Here is an 18,727-nt window from a genome sequence, read left to right as displayed (position 1 = left end):
GGAACAAACAGATAAGGAGTGAGGAAATGGCTAAAATAGCAACATTAATCACAAACATGTTTGAAGACGTAGAGTACACAAGCCCTGCCCAGGCCCTGAATGACGCAGGTCACGAAGTATTTACTATTGAAAAAGAAGCAGGGAAAGAAGTCACTGGGAAACAAGGCGAAGCCAACCTGACGGTGGACTATAATATTGATGATGTAAAACCAGAAGACTTTGACGCATTATTCATTCCTGGTGGATTTTCCCCAGATATATTAAGAGCAGATGACAGATTTGTTGAATTCGCAAAAGCATTTATGGACGCAAAGAAACCTGTATTTGCAATCTGTCATGGCCCACAACTGCTCATCACTGCCAAAACATTAGAAGGCCGTGATGCGACCGGTTATAAATCAATTAAAGTCGACTTAGAAAATGCAGGAGCCACTTACCACGACAAAGAAGTATTCGTATGTGGCAATCAACTCGTAACGAGCCGTACACCTGATGACTTGCCTGCATTTAATAGAGAAATCGTCAAACTACTTAAATAGAAAGTATCGCTTGCGTAATGCGCAAGCGTTTTTTTGTTTAGGGGTTGGAATCTTATACAGGGCTTGGAATTTGCTCATGCGACGATTGAATTTGCGAATAGAGCCGGTGAATTTGCGCATGGAGTGGGTGAATTTGCATAAAGGGCATTTAATTTGCGGATAAAGCCAAAGAGTTTGCACTGGGGAACGGAATTTGCAGATACGGCACTTGAATTTGCGTATGGAGCGTCTGAATTTGCACATAGGGGTATCGAACTTGCATATAGAGAAAAAGAGTTTGCACTTGGCCTGGGAATTCGCGTATACGGCACTTGAATTTGCGTATGGAGCGTCTGAATTTGCACATAGGGGTATCGAACTTGCATATAGAGACAAAGAGTTTGCACTTGGCCTGGGAATTCGCGTATACGGCCCTCGAATTTGCGCATAGAGTAGGTGAATTTGCACATAGGGGTATCGAACTTGCATATAGAGAAAAAGAGTTTGCACTTGGCCTGGGAATTTGCGTATACGGCCCTCGAACTTGCGCATAGAGTAGGTGAATTTGCATATAGGGGTATTGAACTTGCGGATAAAGCCAAAGAGTTTGCACTTGCCATCGGAATTTGCGAATAGAGCGTCTGAATTTGCACATACGGGTAATGAACTTGAGCCCGATATTTGATCTCTAGACATAGGAGCATCGAACGTGTCCACCCGAAAGAATATCAACCTGAATACATATTAGATGACATAAAAAAAGGATCGTTAATTATCGATCCTTTTTCGGAGAATAATATGTCCAGGCTCCTCCTCTATTCGATTGTAGGTTCATTTTTTTGAGCATTCTAGACGCTGTATAAATAGAATCTACACCACAAAACTCTCGGAATTCTCGATTAGAAATATAATTTTTAATTAGTAAAAAATAATCATGAATAGTTTTGACGTGTGCATACATGGAATTTTTCTTGCAATTGGGGCATGTCCAAGTTCGGGGAAATCGTATCATGCCAAAAAGACCACAATGTGGGCATTCAACACCAGGTATTAAATCTTTTGGGGCAATTTGATAAAACTCACATAATGGTGGGAAAGTAAAAGAAGATTGTTTCTTTATAATCATTTGATCAAGAGCATGGAATTTTGTTTCAGATAAAAGAGGGGAAGGATATCCGGAGTACATATCTATAATTTTTTCGATAATACTTTCTAGCTTATAAATTGGATAGTGCGCAGGTTTTTTTCGAATTCTACAAAACCTCGGTGTCATAACAACAGCCCCAGTTAATTTAATTTCTGGGAAATCAATTCGAAGCCACTCTTTCAAAAATCTTAAATGCTTCATGAACTGGTAATACGGATTTGGATAAGACGTTTCCAATTGATTTTCATCTTGCCGATAGAAATCCTCTGACTCAGCATCAAAATACAAATCTCCATATATATTTTTGGATTCCAAGACTATACAACAGCGATCCGTCAAAATAAGACAATCGATTTGCACTCTCCAATCATCCATCTGCAACCGAACATTGGAATATATCTTGAATTGGCAAGGTAATCTTAGTTCTAATAGTTTTTGTAACAGACGAGTTTCTCCGCGTAATCCTGCTTCCATTCTACTAATATTATCTCGAATAGATTCTGCTTTCTTATGCAAATCTGGAATTCTTTTAAGTAAGACATAATGATTTTCAAAGGGTTTTTCCGTATTCAATCGTGATATTCACCTCCATTCTCCATAAATCATAACATAAAATACAGAATGTTCATTGTATTCTTACTATATATACTGGGAAATGTTTTTTATTGACACAAAATAACAGATTAAGTATGATGAATGTGCTGCATAAGAGGTCTTACCTTTTTGATAGTCGCGTAGATTTGGAGGGAAACGAATACGCGTAAAACTTAGGAAAACAATTACAGCGCCAGAGCTGAAGAAATCGGACGGAAATGTATCTTCAGCAGACGAGGTGGAGGTTATCGAAAATTCGGCGGATGCCTCCCGACCGTATTTGCCCGGTTGTTATTCTTTTTCAGAAACCATACAAGTGATTGTATGACAGAGGGGAAAAGAAGGCATTCTTAGCTTAATGAGTGACTGTGAAAAAACAGGTCGCTGATTTTGACATGAATGTAAACGGAGGAAATGAGAATATGTGTGGAATTGTAGGATATATTGGAGAAGCAGACGTAAAGGAAATTTTATTAAAAGGTTTAGAAAAATTAGAGTACCGCGGATACGATTCAGCGGGAATTGCTGTGCTCAATGAAGATGGAGTAGTCGTATTCAAAGAAAAAGGTCGAATTGCTGATTTACGTGACGTAGTGGACGAAGACGTAGATGCGAAACTTGGAATCGGGCATACTCGCTGGGCAACACATGGTGTCCCAAATCAACTAAATGCGCATCCTCACCAAAGTGCAACAAAACGTTTCACGCTTGTGCATAATGGTGTAATCGAAAACTACCACCTAATGAAAAAAGCGTATTTATCTAAAGTAGAAATGGCTTCTGATACAGACACGGAAGTGATTGTACAGTTAATTGAAAAATTTTCATCTGAAGGACTATCAACAATTGATGCACTTAGAAAAACATTGCATCTTATTCATGGTTCGTATGCACTTGCACTTCTAGACAAAGAAGATGCAAATACTATATATGTTGCAAAAAACAAATCACCACTTCTTGTAGGGTTAGGTGATGGATTTAATGTTGTAGCATCTGATGCAATGGCTATGTTGCAAGTGACTGAGCAATATGTAGAGCTTCACGATCAAGAAATCGTTATTGTGCATAAGGATTCTGTTGAAATTCAAAAACTAGATGGTTCAATCGTAGAGCGTCCTGCTTATAAAGCGGAGTTAGATCTGAGCGATATTGAAAAAGGAACATATCCTCATTACATGCTAAAAGAAATGGATGAACAACCTGCTGTTATTCGTAAAATTATTCAAGCATACCAAAATGATCAAGGCGAGCTTACGATTGATGCAAATATTTTGAAAGCACTTCAAGATGCAGACCGCCTTTACATTATTGCAGCAGGAACAAGCTATCACGCAGGTTTAATTGGTAAAGAATATTTCGAGAAGATAGCTGGTATTCCTGTAGAAGTGCATATTTCTAGTGAATTTGGCTACAATATGCCAATTCTTTCAGCAAAACCATTATTTATCTTTATCACACAATCAGGTGAAACAGCAGATAGCAGACAAGTGCTAGTGAAAATAAAAGAAAAAGGGTACCCAACAATTACGATGACAAACGTACCTGGGTCAACACTTTCTCGCGAAGCAGATCATACTCTTTTACTTCACGCAGGTCCAGAAATTGCAGTAGCTTCTACTAAAGCATATGTTGCACAAGTGGCAGTATTAATGGTAACGGCTTCTGTATTTGCACAGTCTCAAAATAAAAAAGTAGATTTTGATGTTGTGAAAGAACTGGGTATTGCAGCAAATGCAGTTCAAACGATTGTAGATTCCAAAGAAGAAATGGAACAAATTGCGACAGAATTTTTAGCAACAACTAGAAATGCATTCTTCATTGGACGAAACATCGACTTCTATGTAAGTTTAGAGGGTGCTTTGAAACTAAAAGAAATTTCCTATATTCAAGCAGAAGGATTTGCTGGTGGAGAATTAAAACACGGTACAATCGCACTTATTGAAGATGGTACGCCAATTTTCGCTCTTGCAACACAACAAGCTGTAAGCCTAAACATTCGTGGCAACGTCAAAGAAGTAGTAGCACGTGGTGCAAACCCATGCATTATTGCAATGGAAGGCTTTGAAGAAGACGGAGACCGCTTCGTGCTTCCAAAAGTACACGAGCTATTCTCACCATTAGTAGCAGTAGTGCCTTTACAGCTGATTAGTTATTATGCAGCATTACACAGAGATTGCGATGTGGATAAGCCGAGAAATTTGGCGAAGTCGGTTACAGTGGAATAAAAAAAGCTACAAAGTCACGACGTTTATGTGAAGAGACAATAAAGATGTATACTCTACAATAAAATGTAGACTAAAATAAGATGTATACTAAATATAGTGATTGTATAAAATCGTATTCAAGAGGTATTACTCTTGAATACGATTTTTTTCTTTTACTAAAAATATATAAGGTGTTCCTCCATGACAAAGCGTAAAAATAGTTGGTCTGAAGAGAAAAAAGAACGTTACATAAAAGAAGGTAGAGGCCAAGCGGAGCAAGAAAATTATATTCCTTGGTTGAAAATACAGGATGTCTCTTCAGATGGAAACGTATCACGATTAATTAGTTGGAAAACCAAAAGGCAGCATGAATTTTATCAAATTTAGAAAGAGACTATTTCGTTTTATTAGAATGGGCAGTTGACGTAGTAGATATTAGGGAACAGTTTCCATTGAAAGATAAAGAAACATTTAATATCGCTGAAGAAAAAGGGATTGCTCATTCAGTGGATAACGTTACAAAAACACTAATTATAATGACAACTGACTTATTTATTACTGTTATTAAAAATAATAAAAAAGAGTTTTTAGCCAGAACTGTAAAGCCTAGTAGTTTCCTGGAGGATAAAAGGGTACTAGAAAAATTTGAAATAGAAAGAGAGTATTGGAAACGAAATGAAATAAAATGGGGAATTGTGACTGAGAGGGGAATATACACTGAACTTACCAGAAATATTTTATGGATACATAAATATTATTATTAGATGAACAGAACGATATTGACAATGCGATTTTTTTCTTACGTATATACTTTCTAAAAAGGATAAGAATGAAAAAGTTACAGAAATATGTAATAAATTTGACGAAGATATCACTTAGAAACAGGGTCATCATTGAGCTATATTAAGCATTTTATAGCTCGGAATAAAGCCATTTCTCCCAGGATACATACAACCAGATTTTGGGGAACGAGGTGCAGAAGACTATCGTTTAGACGTCAAAATAACACTAGAACAATATACTAAAATTATAATAAATTTTGTCTTACATTATAACAAAAATTACTATATGAAAAATTATCTTAGAGATACAGATAAAATTGAAGACAATGTTAAGCCAACTCCTAATGAACTTTGGAAATGGGGAGTAAAAAATATGGTAGATTATTCGCTATGTGATTTTAAGTCGCAGTGGTTAGATTTAGTTCACCAAAATCAGACTTTATCAAAAACTGAGCTAAGAAAGAAGAACCCTTCAATTTATATGAGATTATATAGGGGTGATAAGGAATGGACTTACAAAAGAGACGTATAGAATGGTCTGTAAATCAGTTAAAAGATGAAGAGCTAACTAGATGGAAAATAAGGCGTAAGGCAGGAATCAAGGACTCTTATTATAAAGAACTTGAGGAAGACATAAATCGATATTTATAGCAAGTTTACCTATAAGGAAATTTAAACACCTTTTTTAATAAAGGTGTTTTTATATTAATCGAAAATCTAAATTTATAATTTTTATACGCTTAATGATGTAAATAGTATTCAGTGGAGCAGAAAAAGCCACCTATGAATTAAAATATTTTCATAAAAACAGTTGCAATTAATATATAAGCGGAATATTATATAAGTAAATCATTATGCGCTAATAATCAAATTGATAGGAGGTAGTTCAATGGAAATATCAACGATTGAAATCGAAAAAGCTGCAACAATTTTAAAATTGTTGGGTGATAAAACAAGACTAACAATGCTTAAAATGCTGGAGACACACGATTATTGTGTTTGTGAATTTGTTGAAATTTTTAAAGTAAGTCAGCCAGCTATAAGTCAACATGTAAGGAAGTTAAAGGATGCTGGGTTGGTACGTGAAATGAGAAGAGGTCAATGGATTATCTATTCAATGAACAAGGATAGCGACGTTTTTCCTTTTGTCCAAAGTTTGATTCATCATCTTCCAAACCAAGATTTTAAACTACAAGAATTAGAAGCACAGGGATTACGTATCTCTTGTGATTAATGGAGGTTAGCACTTTGTCGCCAGTAATTTTAGCATCATTGATTTTCTTGGTAACGCTTATCTTTGTCATATGGCAACCAAGAGGTTTGAACATAGGTTGGTCCGCCTGCGGAGGAGCGGTTATTGCATTATTATTGGGGGTTGTTGATTTTAGTAATGTGATAGAAGTAGTAGACATTACTTGGAATGCAACATTATCCTTTATCGCGATTATCCTCATTTCTTTAATATTAGATGAGATTGGATTATTTGAATGGGCTGCCTTACATATGGCAAGGGCTGCCAAAAGTAATGGTATTAAAATGTTCGTTTATGTAAGTGTTTTAGGAGCCATTGTTGCTGCCTTTTTTGCCAATGATGGGGCTGCATTAATTTTGACACCAATTGTTTTAGCGATGGTTCGTAATTTGAACTTCAAAGAAAAAATGGTCTTCCCATTTATTATGGCGAGTGGATTTATCGCGGATACAACCTCGTTACCATTGGTGGTTAGTAACCTTGTTAATATTGTATCAGCCGATTTCTTCAATATTGGTTTCGTGGAATATGCTTCACGAATGATTATTCCGAACATATTTTCACTAATAGCAACTATAGGTATCCTATTATTTTATTTTAGAAAAAGCATACCAAGAACATATGATTTATCTAAGCTAAGAGAACCAAAAGAAGCAATTCAAGATATAAAAATGTTCCATTTATCATGGTATGTTCTTGCTCTATTGCTTGTTGGTTATTTTATTAGTGAATTTATTAACATTCCCGTTTCGATTGTTGCCGGAATTATAGCTATATTTTTTATTATTATGGCAAGAAGAAGTACTGCAGTTGATACAAGAAACGTTATAAAAGGAGCTCCATGGAATATTGTATTTTTCTCAATTGGTATGTATGTTGTCGTATATGGGCTAGGAAATGCAGGACTTACGAGTGTGTTAGCTGGCGTGATTGAAGTAGCTGCAAATCAAGGTTTGTTCGTGGCTACGATGTCAATGGGATTCATTGCTGCTTTCCTATCCTCCCTAATGAATAACATGCCAACCGTTATGATAGACGCTTTAGCAATTGCAGAAACAAATACTACCGGAACTATACGTGAAGCACTTATTTATGCCAATGTCATTGGATCTGATTTAGGACCAAAAATCACACCTATTGGCTCACTTGCAACGTTAGTATGGCTTCATGTTTTATCTCAAAAAGGCGTAAAAATCTCGTGGGGAACTTATTTTAAAACTGGTATTGTCATAACGATTCCAATACTGTTCATTACATTATTAGGTCTATATATTTCGTTATCATTTTTCTAATATGAGCAACCAATTTACGTAAATCAAAATAAACTAATACTTTTTATTAAGTTGAAACCAAAGGAGATTACTAATTATGTCAAAAAAAACACTTTACTTTTTATGTACAGGAAATTCATGCAGAAGCCAAATGGCAGAAGGTTGGGGAAAAAAATATTTAGGTGATGAGTGGGAAGTTCTAAGTGCAGGAATTGAAGCACATGGCTTAAACCTGAATGCTGTTAAAGCAATGAATGAGATTGGAATCGATATTTCTAATCAGACTTCAGATATTATTGATATGGAAACGTTAAATAATGCAGATTTTGTAGTTACACTTTGCGGGGATGCTGCGGATAAATGTCCAATGACACCACCTCATGTGAAACGTGATCATTGGGGCTTTGACGACCCTGCAAAAGCACAAGGTACTGATGAAGAGAAATGGGCTACCTTCCAACGAGTTCGTGATGAAATTGGTAACAGAATCAAGCATTTTGCTGAAACAGGCAATGAATAAATTTACACCAAGAGAGCATTCTCTTGGTTCTCTTTTCATCAAAATATAAGTATATGCTTATTTAATATTATGACGGGGGTTTTTGCATGAAAAAAGTAGAAATTTTTGATCCTGCGATGTGTTGTTCAACAGGTGTCTGTGGACCAAGTGTTGACCCAGAATTAACAAGAGTAGCTTCGGCTCTGTATTCTCTCGAGAAAAAAGGGCTTAATATTACACGATATCAATTAACAAATAATCCGGATAAGTTTGTGGGGAATGGTGCAGTAAATAATGTTTTACATGAAAAAGGAATAGATGCTTTGCCAGTAATTTTAGTAGATGGTCAGATTGTAAAACTCGGATGTTATCCAACAAACGATGAACTAGCAGAATGGTTTAATGTAGATTTAGAAGAACTAAAAGAAAAGCCAAAAGTTCGACTTTCGATTGATTTAAATTCACTTTAAAACGGAAGGAAAAGATAAACATGTTTCAAGCTTTTCAGCCAAAGAATGTAATAAATACCGCATTTTTATTTTTTACGGGAAAAGGCGGGGTAGGAAAAACGTCAACAGCATGTGCTACAGCTGTTTCATTAGCGGATAAAGGGAAAAAGGTGTTGCTAATCAGTACAGATCCGGCTTCCAACTTACAAGACGTATTTGGTATCGAATTAACTAATATGCCAAAAGTAGTTCCAAATGTTGAGAATCTATATGCATGTAACTTAGACCCGGAGGCTTCTGCAAAAGCCTATCGTGAAAAGGTTGTGGGACCTTATAGAGGTAAACTACCTGAATCTGTAGTAGTCACAATGGAAGAGCAATTATCAGGAGCGTGTACTGTAGAAATAGCTGCATTTGATGAATTTACAAGCTTGCTTACAAACACAGAAATAGTAAGTCAGTATGATCATATTATTTTCGATACAGCACCAACCGGCCATACTTTACGACTTTTACAACTTCCAACAGCATGGACTGGGTTCCTAGAGGATAGTACACATGGTGCATCATGTTTAGGGCCATTATCGGGCTTAGCAGATAAAAAAAATCTTTATTCCAAAGCAGTTGAGGTTTTAGCTGATCCAGATAAAACTACATTAATTTTGGTTACAAGACCTGACGTCTCCTCCCTTTTAGAAGCTGATCGTGCCTCTATAGAACTAAAAGATATCGGGGTTAAAAATCAAATTGTTATTGTAAACGGACTACTTCGCGAATACATCCAAGAGGATGAAGTATCATCCGCATTTTATCAACGACAAAGAAATGCTTTAAAACAGATGCCTAGAAATTTGAAACAAGCTGTGACATATTCTCTCCCTTTTGTTTCATATTCCTTGACAGGTATAGAAAACCTTCGCTATCTGTTTAAAATGTACACTTTACCAACCACTATATCTAACAACCAAACTGAAACATATAACCATCTAAAATTAAAGGATGTTATAGATGACTTTTCCTCCTCGGATACAAAGTTAATCTTCACTATGGGTAAAGGTGGGGTAGGAAAAACAACAGTCGCATCAGCCATTGCAGTTGGTTTAGTTGAAAAAGGACATCGGGTCCATTTAACAACGACAGACCCTGCTGCACATCTTAATTATCAATTTCAAAGTAGTTTAATGAATCAAAACCTAAGTATCAGTTGTATTGATCCAAAACAAGAAGTAGAAAAATATAAAGCAGATGTTTTATCAAAAGCTAGTAAAGATCTTGATGAAGATGGTATTACATACCTACAAGAAGATCTAAATTCACCTTGTACGGAGGAGATTGCGGTATTCCGTGCTTTTGCAGAAGTAGTAGCAAAAACGGAAAATGAAATCGTTGTCATCGATACAGCACCGACAGGTCACACTTTATTGTTGTTAGATGCAGCGCAATCTTATAGTAAGGAAATAGAGAAATCTACTGGCGAAGTCCCAAAAAGCGTGGAAAAATTACTTCCACTACTTCGAGATCCAAAAGTAACAGAAATAGTTATCGTAACACTTGCCGAAGCAACTCCAGTATTAGAAGCATCTCGCTTACAAGAAGACCTTAGACGAGCAAAAATAAGCCCAAAATGGTGGGTGATTAATCAAAGTTTATATGTTACCGATACGATTGATCCTGTATTAAAAGGTAAAGCAATGGCTGAAGTGGAATGGATTCATGAAGTAAATGACAAGAAGGCAATAAACTGTGCAATAATTCCATGGCTACATGAAGAAAAAGTGGGATATGACAAACTAAAAGATTATATTAACTAAATGGTGGGTGAATAATTATGGAAAAGGTCGTAATTTTAGGAACAGGTCCTGCAGGATTAACAGCTGCTATTTATTTAGCACGAGCCAACATGAAACCAATCGTAATTGAAGGAGATCAACCTGGAGGGCAGTTGACACTAACAACAGAAGTTGAAAACTTTCCGGGATTTATTGATGGGATAATGGGCCCGCAATTAATGGAAAATATGCGAAAGCAAGCTGAACGTTTTGGAGCCGAATTTAAAAGAGGCTGGGTAACGGATATTGATTTTTCGAAAAAGCCACTTCGCTTACAAGTCAGTGGTTTGGGAGAAATTGAGACTGAATCCCTCATTCTTTCGACTGGGGCTTCAGCTAAACTTTTAAATATACCAGGGGAAAAAGAAAACATAGGGCGAGGTGTTAGTACTTGTGCAACGTGTGATGGATTTTTCTTCAGAGGTAAAAAAGTAATTATCGTTGGCGGTGGAGATTCAGCATTAGAAGAAGCAAATTTTCTAACGAAGTTCGCAAATGAAGTAGTTATTGTTCATAGGAGAACAGATCTTCGTGCCTCTAAAATCATGCAAGACCGTGCAAGAGAAAATTCAAAAGTATCATGGCAACTTAATAAAACACCTCTAGAAGTGGTTGCTAGTGAAAACGGAGTTACAGGGTTAAAAGTAACAAATAATGATACCAACGAAGAAGAATTTATCGAAACTGATGGAATTTTTGTTGCGATTGGTCATACACCAAATACGTCTTTCTTAAATGGCCAAATAGAAACAGATGAAACTGGATATATCCAAGTAGTACCTGGTACCACTGAAACTAATATTCCTGGTGTCTTTGCGTGTGGAGATGTGCAAGATAATAAATACCGTCAAGCAATTACCGCTGCGGGTACTGGATGTATGGCAGCTTTAGATGCTGAAAGGTATTTAGAAGGAAATGCCGTTCATGATTGGAGTAAGTCACAATAATCTAAGAGGGTGAATTAAATGACATTAATGAATTACCATGAATTGATTAAAAAACGTATTTATATCGGTGGTGCTGATGATGTAGATGATGTACTCGGAAATGAAAAAGTAGACATAGTATTTGATTTAAGAGTAGAATCACCAAATGGAAGCTTAAAGGATAAAAGAGTACACAGTCCAATTATTGATGATGCAGATCAACAAGACACTTCTATAAAGAACTCAATTGAACAGGTAGTAAAAGCGTATAATGAAGGGAAAAATGTTTACTTCCACTGTCAAGGTGGAAGTAACCGTACTGGCACTGTGGCGATTGGAACATTACTTTCTTTAGGCAAAGCAAACACTATTGAAGAAGCAGAAGAAATAGCTAAAAAAGTACGACCTAAAATTAGTGTAAAACCAGAAATGAAAGAAGCTTTGAAAAGAATTTTTCCAAATGCATAAAAAATTTAGGAGGTAGAAGTAAATGAATATTACAGATGGAGCGAAAAAATTATTAGAAAACGTTCTCAGAGAAAAGGGTTCAGAGGGTATTCGTCTTTTTACTAATGCTGGTTGCTGTGGACCTCAATTTGCATTGTCTTTAGATGCACCGCTAGAATCGGATACAATTCAAACTATTAACGGAATTAAACTGGCAATCGATTCACAAGTTAATACTACTGAAGGTCTGACTCTTGATATAGAAGAAAATGAAGTAGGTACAGGACTGGTTCTTATAGGAGGAAGTAGTGGTTGTTAATGAAATAGTACTATAATTATGCTTTCAAATTATGCTGAACTCAAAGCACTGGGTTGTTGGTATTGAATAAGTATAGGGATAGAAATAAGCTATATAAACTGCAAACAAAAGAGACCATTTTAAATTGATTAAAATGGTTTCTTTTCTTTATCATCGGTCTTATAAAAAATTGATTTCAATGATCTTTTATTTGCGAAATGCAAATAATTTATTCGAAGTTTTATTAAGAAATTGAAATTGTTCCTCTTTCTCTTCTATAGGAGGTTGACCAAAGAATTGCTAATAATAAAAATAAAATTGTCCCCCCCCAGTAAATGTAGGAGAAACCATTTTCTAATCCTATGAACAAGAAACTAATAAATGGACCAATGGATGCCCCAAGATCTTGAGCTATTGAATATATAGTAAGGAATGAAACTACATTTGAGTTCTTTGAAATGTCTAAGGCAATTGCATCAACAATTGTCGTAAGAGAGGTTGCTGCAATCATGACAAGAAAAGTAAAGAAAATCAATATTAGGATTGGAAGTTCATTAGAAATGATTCCAAACGTCAAACTTGCAAAAATTAGTGACATAATTAATACAGGCACTCTTCCTTTGACCCCATCAGACCAAGTTCCAAAACGTACCCCTAAAAATGGGCCCCATATCCATTGTAGCGATAAAATAATACCAGTTAGGAAAGTTGCACTGATCACAGTTCCGAACAAGATGACACTTTCTCCATGGTTTTGCTCAATTACAGAACTTAATGTTGATATAAATATCCCTTGAAATAATAAAGTGATACAGAAACCAGTAAAAACAATCCTTCCTCTGCCTAGTTTGAGACTGTTAACAATTGGATTCTCTTTAAATACAACCTTATCCTTATTATCCTGCACATGGTCTTTTAAAGGAGTTGTTTTAACATACAAGAAAATCATAGGTAGAGCTAACAGAGTAAGACTACCGAAAATAATCGAAATAGTACTTAAACCCATTATTGGCACCAGCAGACCTCCTGCTAACATGCCTACTAAGCTCCCTAATCGATATAGTCCATTGTAAAGACCAATTGATTTTCCCCTATTATTTTCTTCAGTATTAAAGGCTACAAACGATAAACCTCCAATTCTCAAAAAGGACCATGCAATACCCCATACCCCACGGAGAATAATCCATGCAATAAATCCATTTAATAATCCATAGCCTAGTGTCGTAAGACTACCTAATATGATCGCAATTACTAAACCTGTTTTTAGAGATATCCTATTATATATCCATCCAACTATTGGATTCAAGGGTAGTCGGATCAACCGATTAATAGATAGAATTACTCCAACTTGCCAAATCGAATCAAGACCTACTTCTTTCCAATACAAGGGCAACACAATGTATAACATTGAATCGCCGAACAGACTTATTGCAGTAATCAAGGCCACAAAGACAATTACAGATGATTTACTTTCCCCTTTGCTTGAATCGGACAATACTTATCACTCCTAACTCAGCATCGAATTAACTTAAGATTCTTACTAAGTAAGGATATGATGGTTTATTGCAAATTGCAACTAAATTTCAAGTGGAAATTTTATTAACTTTTTTCCTCACACTTTATCAATAAAGCTGACCGGTTAGCTGATAAAGAATCCTAACTATTAATTTTTATTACCATTTCCCAAAATTAATCTTACAAAGTGTAACCATAAGCGGCCATTTCTTTCAAAATAATATAAAAAATTGTATTTTACAAATAAATGTTGTATAAATATGTTAAGAGAAAAAATGATAGCATAGTTGCTTTTATATGGTTTAATAAATAAAAATCTTTATTAAAAGGACATTTCATAGCGAAAATTCAAACGAAGATTTATACAACGTGAAATTAATTACACTAACAACGGTTGCCTAAATGGTATTCATTGAATACATTTCTCTTAAAATACTTGCAAAATACAAATAAAAGGGAGTGTTAATGTGAAAAGGATTTTAGATACAATTGTTATTGGTGGCGGGCAAGCAGGTCTTGCTTCAGGATATCATTTACAAAAAAAGGGGTTGCGATATCTTATATTGGAAGCGAGCAATCAGGTAGGCGGTTCGTGGCTACATTATTATGACAGTCTTAAACTATTCTCTCCAGCAGGATTTTCATCGCTTTCAGGATTAAAATTTCCCGGAGAGCAAAATCGTTATCCGAATAGAGATGAAGTAGTTCAGTATTTAAAGGATTACAGGAGACATTTTCAATTGCCAGTTCGAACCAACCAACGCGTAAAGACAGTTGAAAAAAGTGGAGAAGGTTTTATTGTTCGTACGATGACAGAGGATATTTTTCATGCAAGAACCATCATCAATGCGACCGGCTCGTTTAATAATCCATTCATACCAAGTATTGCGGGGCAAGAAGAGTTTAAAGGATTAACACTGCATTCCTCTGAATACAAAAATTCGCAGGGATATCTCAATCAAAGAGTGGTGGTCGTAGGACGAGGAAATTCTGCAGTACAAATAGCAGTTGAGTTGTCCGAGGTGAGTCAGACATCATTAGCTGTGCTAAGACATGTCCAGTTTGTGAAACAACGTATATTCGGTAAGGATTTGCATTTTTGGATAAAACTAATTGGCTTTGACGCATTTCCATTTTGGAGATTTAGAAAAACCGCACCGAGTTCTAGTGCTGTAAACGATACGGGCCAATACAAAGAGCGATTAGCGGGAGGAAAGCCGGATCAACAACAGATGTTTACCTCCTTTTATGAAAATGGCGTCATTTGGCCAAACGGGATAAAAGAACCGGTGGATACAGTAATTTATGCGACAGGTTACAGACCACAACTTCCATATCTTCAAGCGATTGGTGCGTTGGGTGCGGAAGGAAAGCCGGTTCATAAGGCGGGAATAAGTAATGTACCTGGTCTATATTATGTAGGGATGGAAGGGCAGCGTTCCTTTGCTTCTGCTACCTTGAGGGGTGTGGGACCGGATGCGCAGTATGTTGTAAAGAAACTAGTTCATTATCTGAGACATTGAATGCAATTGCACAAACTGAATTGAAGAAAGAAATTTAGTATAAAGCTACAATATACTTTGTTATTGGATGTGATGGAAGCGATATATTAGCAGATAAAAAACCAAGCTAATTAAACGTTAGAATGCGTTTGATAGTAGCTTGGTTTTAATTTTACTTCGTCTATTAAGAGGGTTGTTACCGATTTTCAGCTCCCTCTAAGTAGCGATAAAGTGTTGTTTTACTGATGCCTGTTTCATTTTTAATATCAAGTAAAGTGAATGTGCCAGAGTGGTACATGGTAATCGCCTTTTTAATGTTGTCATCAGATTTCTTAGGGCGCCCAATGGATTTGCCTTTTTCCTTTGCTTGTGCAATTCCAAGTGTTGTAGATTGTTTTACGATATCGGATTGAAATTGAAGCATATGTAGCATCATGTCCTGCAGAGAGAGTGTTAAAACTTCATTGCTTTGAATCTCTTCCATTAAGAAATGAATAGTAACTCCATCTTTTTCAGATAGTTTTAAAAGTTCAACGAGATGTCTTGTCGTATCGGCTAGCACAAACATTCTCTCTACGACAATTGTATCGCCATCTTGTAATGCCATGAGCATGGCTTCTAGTTGTTCCCTCTTCTTCGGTGAACCATGTGATTCACGATAGATTTTTCTACATTGCGTTTGCAAACTGCCGAGTTGATTTTCACACTGTTTATCATCATATAATGGCCTTACATAGCCGTAAATCATTCTATTCGCTCCTAACTAATTCCCGAAAGCGTTCCTTTTTGGGAATAAAAGTGTTATGATAATCAAAGAATTTTAAGAATAAAGGAGATTATCATGCAAAGTATAAAACAACAATGGTTTGGAAACGTGCGTGGCGATATATTATCAGGTATTGTCGTTGCACTTGCACTTATTCCTGAAGCCATAGCCTTTTCCATTATCGCAGGGGTTGACCCTATGGTCGGTCTATATGCGTCATTTTGTATCGCTGTCATTATCGCATTTGTTGGTGGTAGACCAGGTATGATTTCAGCAGCAACGGGTGCTATGGCCCTACTTATGGTTCCATTAGTAAAAGATCATGGTCTAGATTATTTATTAGCGGCTACGATTTTAACTGGTATTATTCAAATATTATTCGGTGTGTTTAAAGTAGCGAAGGTAATGAAGTTTATTCCTAATGCCGTTATGATCGGCTTCGTTAACTCATTAGCTATTCTAATATTTTTAGCACAAGTACCACATTTCATCGGTATTTCTACCATGACATATGTATTTGTTGCTGTGACACTTTTACTTGTCTATACATTACCACGTTTTATAAAGGTGCTGCCAGCGCCACTTATTGCGATTGTCGGTTTAACGGCTGTTGCACTCTTTAGTGGGGTGGAATTAAAAACAATTGGGGATTTAGGTAATATTACGCAAACCCTCCCATCTTTCTTAATTCCTAATGTACCGTTTACATTTGAAACACTTCAAATTATTCTTCCTTATTCAATTGCTTTAGCTATCGTTGGTTTACTCGAATCATTATTAACGTCTCAAATTGTTGATGATATGACAGCAACAGAAAGTGATAAAAATAAGGAGGCAAGAGGGCAAGGGATTGCAAATTTCATTAATGGATTTTTTGGCGGAATGGCTGGTTGTGCAATGATTGGCCAATCTGTGATTAATGTTAAGTCTGGAGGTCGTGGACGTTTATCGACACTTGTAGCTGGGTTATTTTTGATCTTTTTAATCATCGTGTTAGGTGATTTAGTGGTAAAAATTCCGATGCCTGTACTTGTGGGGATTATGATTATGGTAAGTATCGGTACATTTGATTGGAATTCATTTAAGTATTTAATAAAAGCGCCACGTACAGATGCCTTTGTAATGCTTGCGACCGTCATAATCGTTGTTTATACACATGACTTATCAAAAGGTGTCATTGCGGGGGTGATTTTAAGTGCTATCTTCTTCGTAGTAAAAATATCGACACTGAAAATTACAAAACAAGATTATCGTTATATTGTAGATGGTCAGCTTTTCTTTGCCTCAACTGATGCTTTTATTGATTACTTTAAAAAAGAAGAAATGCAAGAGAAAAATATTCAAATTGATTTCTCAAATAGTCGCATTTGGGATGATTCAGGCGTAGGGGCATTATTGAAAGTAAAAGGGATGTTGAGTGAAAATGGTATTAAGGTGGAAGTAGTAGGATTAGATGCTTCAAGTCAAAAGGTAATCACACAATTAGATGGGATGACATCATCTCATTAAAGGGGGATATAGCATGTATAAACATATTTTATTGGCTGCTGATGGATCAGAAAATGCTGTTCGTGCTGCGAAAGAAGCAATCAAAATCGCTTCGTGTAGTTCAGACTCACTGGTCGAAATCGTGTATGTAGCGAATATTGATAAAGCAAAGTCGGAAGTGTTGCATACAAGATCTAATGAGGCATTAAACCTTGAACGGCGAAAGAAAATTCAAAATATCGAGCAACTACTTCGAGATGCCAGCATTTCTTACAATGTGAGGATTTTACATGGAGCACCAGGACCAGAAATCGTAAAGTATGCGAACGAACAAGTTGTTGATCTTGTTATTATTGGTAGTCGAGGACTAAACGGTCTACAAGAAATGGTTTTAGGTAGCGTCAGTCATAAAGTGATGAAACGTGTAAATTGTCCAGCATTGATTGTGAAATAGATGTATTTTTTTAAGCATTGGATCTGATGAAATGTATATTTTCAAAAAGAAAAGACCGAAATTCAGTTTTTCGGTCTTTTCTTTATATACGAGCAATGTAAATAGCACTTAATATGTGTTTGGTATTCTAAACTGAAATAATAACCCTATATTAAATCAATTTTTAGAAGATGAGATATGGTTAAAAGAAATTTATTACGAATGAATATAGTAAAATTTATTCTTCTAATCCGACTAAACTACTTCTTCTTTCTAATAAAACATTATCTCTCCAAACACCATTAAATTTCCCTATTTTTTCTCGTATTCCTACTTCTCTAAAGCCGTTTTTCTTATGCAAATAAACACTACTTTTATTTTCTGAAAAGATTGAAGCCTGTAATGTCCAAAATCCTTGCTGTTCAGACCTAATAATCAAATTTTTCAAGAGTAAATCACCGATACCTTTCCCTTGTACTGTCGGATGCACATAAATACTAACTTCTCCTACACCTACATAAGCCAACCGATCTGATACGGACGAAAGTTTGCACCAACCAAGAATTTTATTCTCTTCTTGTACAATTAGAGTACACTCAGGATGTGCTTTTAAAAACCATTGCTCGTATGTAGATGGAGCTTTGGTTTCGAATGTAGCTAGTCCTGTGGAAATACCTGCTTCATAAATGTTTTTAATTTGATCCCAATCATCTTTTTTAGCATTTCTAATCATAAAATTCATGTCACATTTCCCCCAATATTAAAAATAAGAAGTATTTAATGAAATTTTAAAGTTATTTGTTGCAC

21 protein-coding genes and 1 pseudogene are annotated in these 18,727 nt (G+C 35.9%); 18 read left to right on the top strand and 4 right to left on the bottom strand.

Features of this window, described 5'->3' with window-relative positions; all coding sequences use genetic code 11:
* The first annotated feature begins 26 nt into the window (after nt 1-26).
* Complete coding sequence (locus FG384_RS02120; RefSeq protein WP_142640894.1) at nt 27-539, top strand: type 1 glutamine amidotransferase domain-containing protein; 513 nt, start codon at nt 27-29, stop codon at nt 537-539.
* Between the two features lie 751 nt (nt 540-1,290).
* On the opposite strand, the gene FG384_RS02115 is transcribed toward FG384_RS02120, so the two are convergent.
* On the bottom strand, nt 1,291-2,238 hold the full coding sequence (locus tag FG384_RS02115; protein WP_142640893.1) for a nuclease-related domain-containing protein: 948 nt from the start codon (nt 2,236-2,238) through the stop codon (nt 1,291-1,293).
* A 443-nt stretch (nt 2,239-2,681) separates the two neighbouring features.
* Here FG384_RS02115 and glmS point away from each other — a divergent pair, with 443 nt between their 5' ends.
* From glmS to FG384_RS02060, 14 genes and pseudogenes are all read left to right on the top strand, one after another.
* The gene (glmS, locus tag FG384_RS02110; RefSeq protein WP_142640986.1) at nt 2,682-4,484 is read left to right on the top strand and encodes a glutamine--fructose-6-phosphate transaminase (isomerizing); all 1,803 of its coding nucleotides are present in this window, start codon (nt 2,682-2,684) and stop codon (nt 4,482-4,484) included.
* A 180-nt stretch (nt 4,485-4,664) separates the two neighbouring features.
* Nucleotides 4,665-4,850 (top strand): hypothetical protein, encoded by a 186-nt coding sequence (locus FG384_RS20110; protein WP_240793319.1) that lies wholly within the window; start codon nt 4,665-4,667, stop codon nt 4,848-4,850.
* A gap of 65 nt (nt 4,851-4,915) precedes the next feature.
* Nucleotides 4,916-5,227: a TnsA endonuclease N-terminal domain-containing protein gene (locus tag FG384_RS20105; protein WP_240793318.1), complete on the top strand. Its 312-nt coding sequence runs from the start codon at nt 4,916-4,918 to the stop codon at nt 5,225-5,227.
* Nucleotides 5,228-5,387: 160 nt separating this feature from the next.
* A pseudogene (locus tag FG384_RS20100) lies at nt 5,388-5,618 on the top strand (DNA-binding protein); the annotation flags it as partial.
* Complete coding sequence (locus tag FG384_RS20395) at nt 5,619-5,777, top strand: TnsD family Tn7-like transposition protein (protein ID WP_338101309.1); 159 nt, start codon at nt 5,619-5,621, stop codon at nt 5,775-5,777.
* Nucleotides 5,753-5,896 carry a hypothetical protein gene (locus FG384_RS19680; RefSeq protein ID WP_166462352.1) on the top strand — a complete coding sequence of 48 codons (144 nt, stop codon included), beginning with the start codon at nt 5,753-5,755 and terminating at the stop codon, nt 5,894-5,896. Before FG384_RS20395 ends, FG384_RS19680 begins: the two co-directional genes overlap by 25 nt.
* A 238-nt stretch (nt 5,897-6,134) precedes the next feature.
* Nucleotides 6,135-6,479 carry an ArsR/SmtB family transcription factor gene (locus FG384_RS02095; RefSeq protein WP_142640892.1) on the top strand — a complete coding sequence of 115 codons (345 nt, stop codon included), beginning with the start codon at nt 6,135-6,137 and terminating at the stop codon, nt 6,477-6,479.
* A 14-nt stretch (nt 6,480-6,493) separates the two neighbouring features.
* Nucleotides 6,494-7,789, top strand: a complete 1,296-nt coding sequence (locus FG384_RS02090) for an arsenic transporter (RefSeq protein ID WP_142640891.1) — start codon at nt 6,494-6,496, stop codon at nt 7,787-7,789.
* Nucleotides 7,790-7,865: 76 nt separating this feature from the next.
* A complete protein-coding gene (arsC, locus tag FG384_RS02085; RefSeq protein WP_142640890.1) occupies nt 7,866-8,288 on the top strand; it encodes an arsenate reductase (thioredoxin) in 423 nt (140 codons plus the stop codon).
* A gap of 86 nt (nt 8,289-8,374) precedes the next feature.
* Nucleotides 8,375-8,737 carry an arsenite efflux transporter metallochaperone ArsD gene (gene arsD / locus FG384_RS02080; protein ID WP_142640889.1) on the top strand — a complete coding sequence of 121 codons (363 nt, stop codon included), beginning with the start codon at nt 8,375-8,377 and terminating at the stop codon, nt 8,735-8,737.
* 20 nt (nt 8,738-8,757) lie between these two features.
* Complete coding sequence (arsA, locus tag FG384_RS02075) at nt 8,758-10,527, top strand: arsenical pump-driving ATPase (protein ID WP_142640888.1); 1,770 nt, start codon at nt 8,758-8,760, stop codon at nt 10,525-10,527.
* Nucleotides 10,528-10,544: 17 nt separating this feature from the next.
* Nucleotides 10,545-11,492, top strand: coding sequence for a thioredoxin-disulfide reductase (gene trxB, locus FG384_RS02070; protein ID WP_142640887.1), 948 nt, complete (start codon nt 10,545-10,547; stop codon nt 11,490-11,492).
* A gap of 18 nt (nt 11,493-11,510) precedes the next feature.
* Nucleotides 11,511-11,939, top strand: a complete 429-nt coding sequence (locus tag FG384_RS02065; protein WP_142640886.1) for a protein-tyrosine phosphatase family protein — start codon at nt 11,511-11,513, stop codon at nt 11,937-11,939.
* A gap of 22 nt (nt 11,940-11,961) precedes the next feature.
* A complete protein-coding gene (locus tag FG384_RS02060; RefSeq protein ID WP_142640885.1) occupies nt 11,962-12,237 on the top strand; it encodes an iron-sulfur cluster assembly accessory protein in 276 nt (91 codons plus the stop codon).
* 223 nt (nt 12,238-12,460) lie between these two features.
* Here the strand turns inward: FG384_RS02060 and FG384_RS02055 are convergent, their stop codons facing one another.
* Entirely contained in the window at nt 12,461-13,711 is a 1,251-nt protein-coding gene (locus FG384_RS02055) for an MFS transporter (RefSeq protein ID WP_240793317.1), read from the bottom strand.
* Nucleotides 13,712-14,198: 487 nt separating this feature from the next.
* Between FG384_RS02055 and FG384_RS02050 the strand changes: the two genes are divergently transcribed.
* On the top strand, nt 14,199-15,254 hold the full coding sequence (locus tag FG384_RS02050; protein WP_142640884.1) for an NAD(P)-binding domain-containing protein: 1,056 nt from the start codon (nt 14,199-14,201) through the stop codon (nt 15,252-15,254).
* Between the two features lie 175 nt (nt 15,255-15,429).
* Here the strand turns inward: FG384_RS02050 and FG384_RS02045 are convergent, their stop codons facing one another.
* On the bottom strand, nt 15,430-15,981 hold the full coding sequence (locus FG384_RS02045) for a recombinase family protein (protein WP_142640883.1): 552 nt from the start codon (nt 15,979-15,981) through the stop codon (nt 15,430-15,432).
* A gap of 90 nt (nt 15,982-16,071) precedes the next feature.
* On the opposite strand from FG384_RS02045, the gene FG384_RS02040 reads away from it, so the two are divergent.
* Nucleotides 16,072-17,508 carry a SulP family inorganic anion transporter gene (locus FG384_RS02040; RefSeq protein WP_142640882.1) on the top strand — a complete coding sequence of 479 codons (1,437 nt, stop codon included), beginning with the start codon at nt 16,072-16,074 and terminating at the stop codon, nt 17,506-17,508.
* Between the two features lie 13 nt (nt 17,509-17,521).
* The gene (locus FG384_RS02035) at nt 17,522-17,941 is read left to right on the top strand and encodes a universal stress protein (RefSeq protein WP_142640881.1); all 420 of its coding nucleotides are present in this window, start codon (nt 17,522-17,524) and stop codon (nt 17,939-17,941) included.
* 217 nt (nt 17,942-18,158) lie between these two features.
* Here the strand turns inward: FG384_RS02035 and FG384_RS02030 are convergent, their stop codons facing one another.
* The gene (locus tag FG384_RS02030) at nt 18,159-18,662 is read right to left on the bottom strand and encodes a GNAT family N-acetyltransferase (RefSeq protein WP_142640880.1); all 504 of its coding nucleotides are present in this window, start codon (nt 18,660-18,662) and stop codon (nt 18,159-18,161) included.
* Nucleotides 18,663-18,727 lie beyond the last annotated feature (65 nt).

Source organism: Psychrobacillus vulpis, from assembly GCF_006861825.1.
Taxonomy (GTDB): Bacteria; Bacillota; Bacilli; order Bacillales_A; family Planococcaceae; genus Psychrobacillus; species Psychrobacillus vulpis.
The sequence above is the reverse complement of the archived record's forward strand: the minus strand, read 5'-3'. Positions and strand labels throughout refer to the sequence as shown.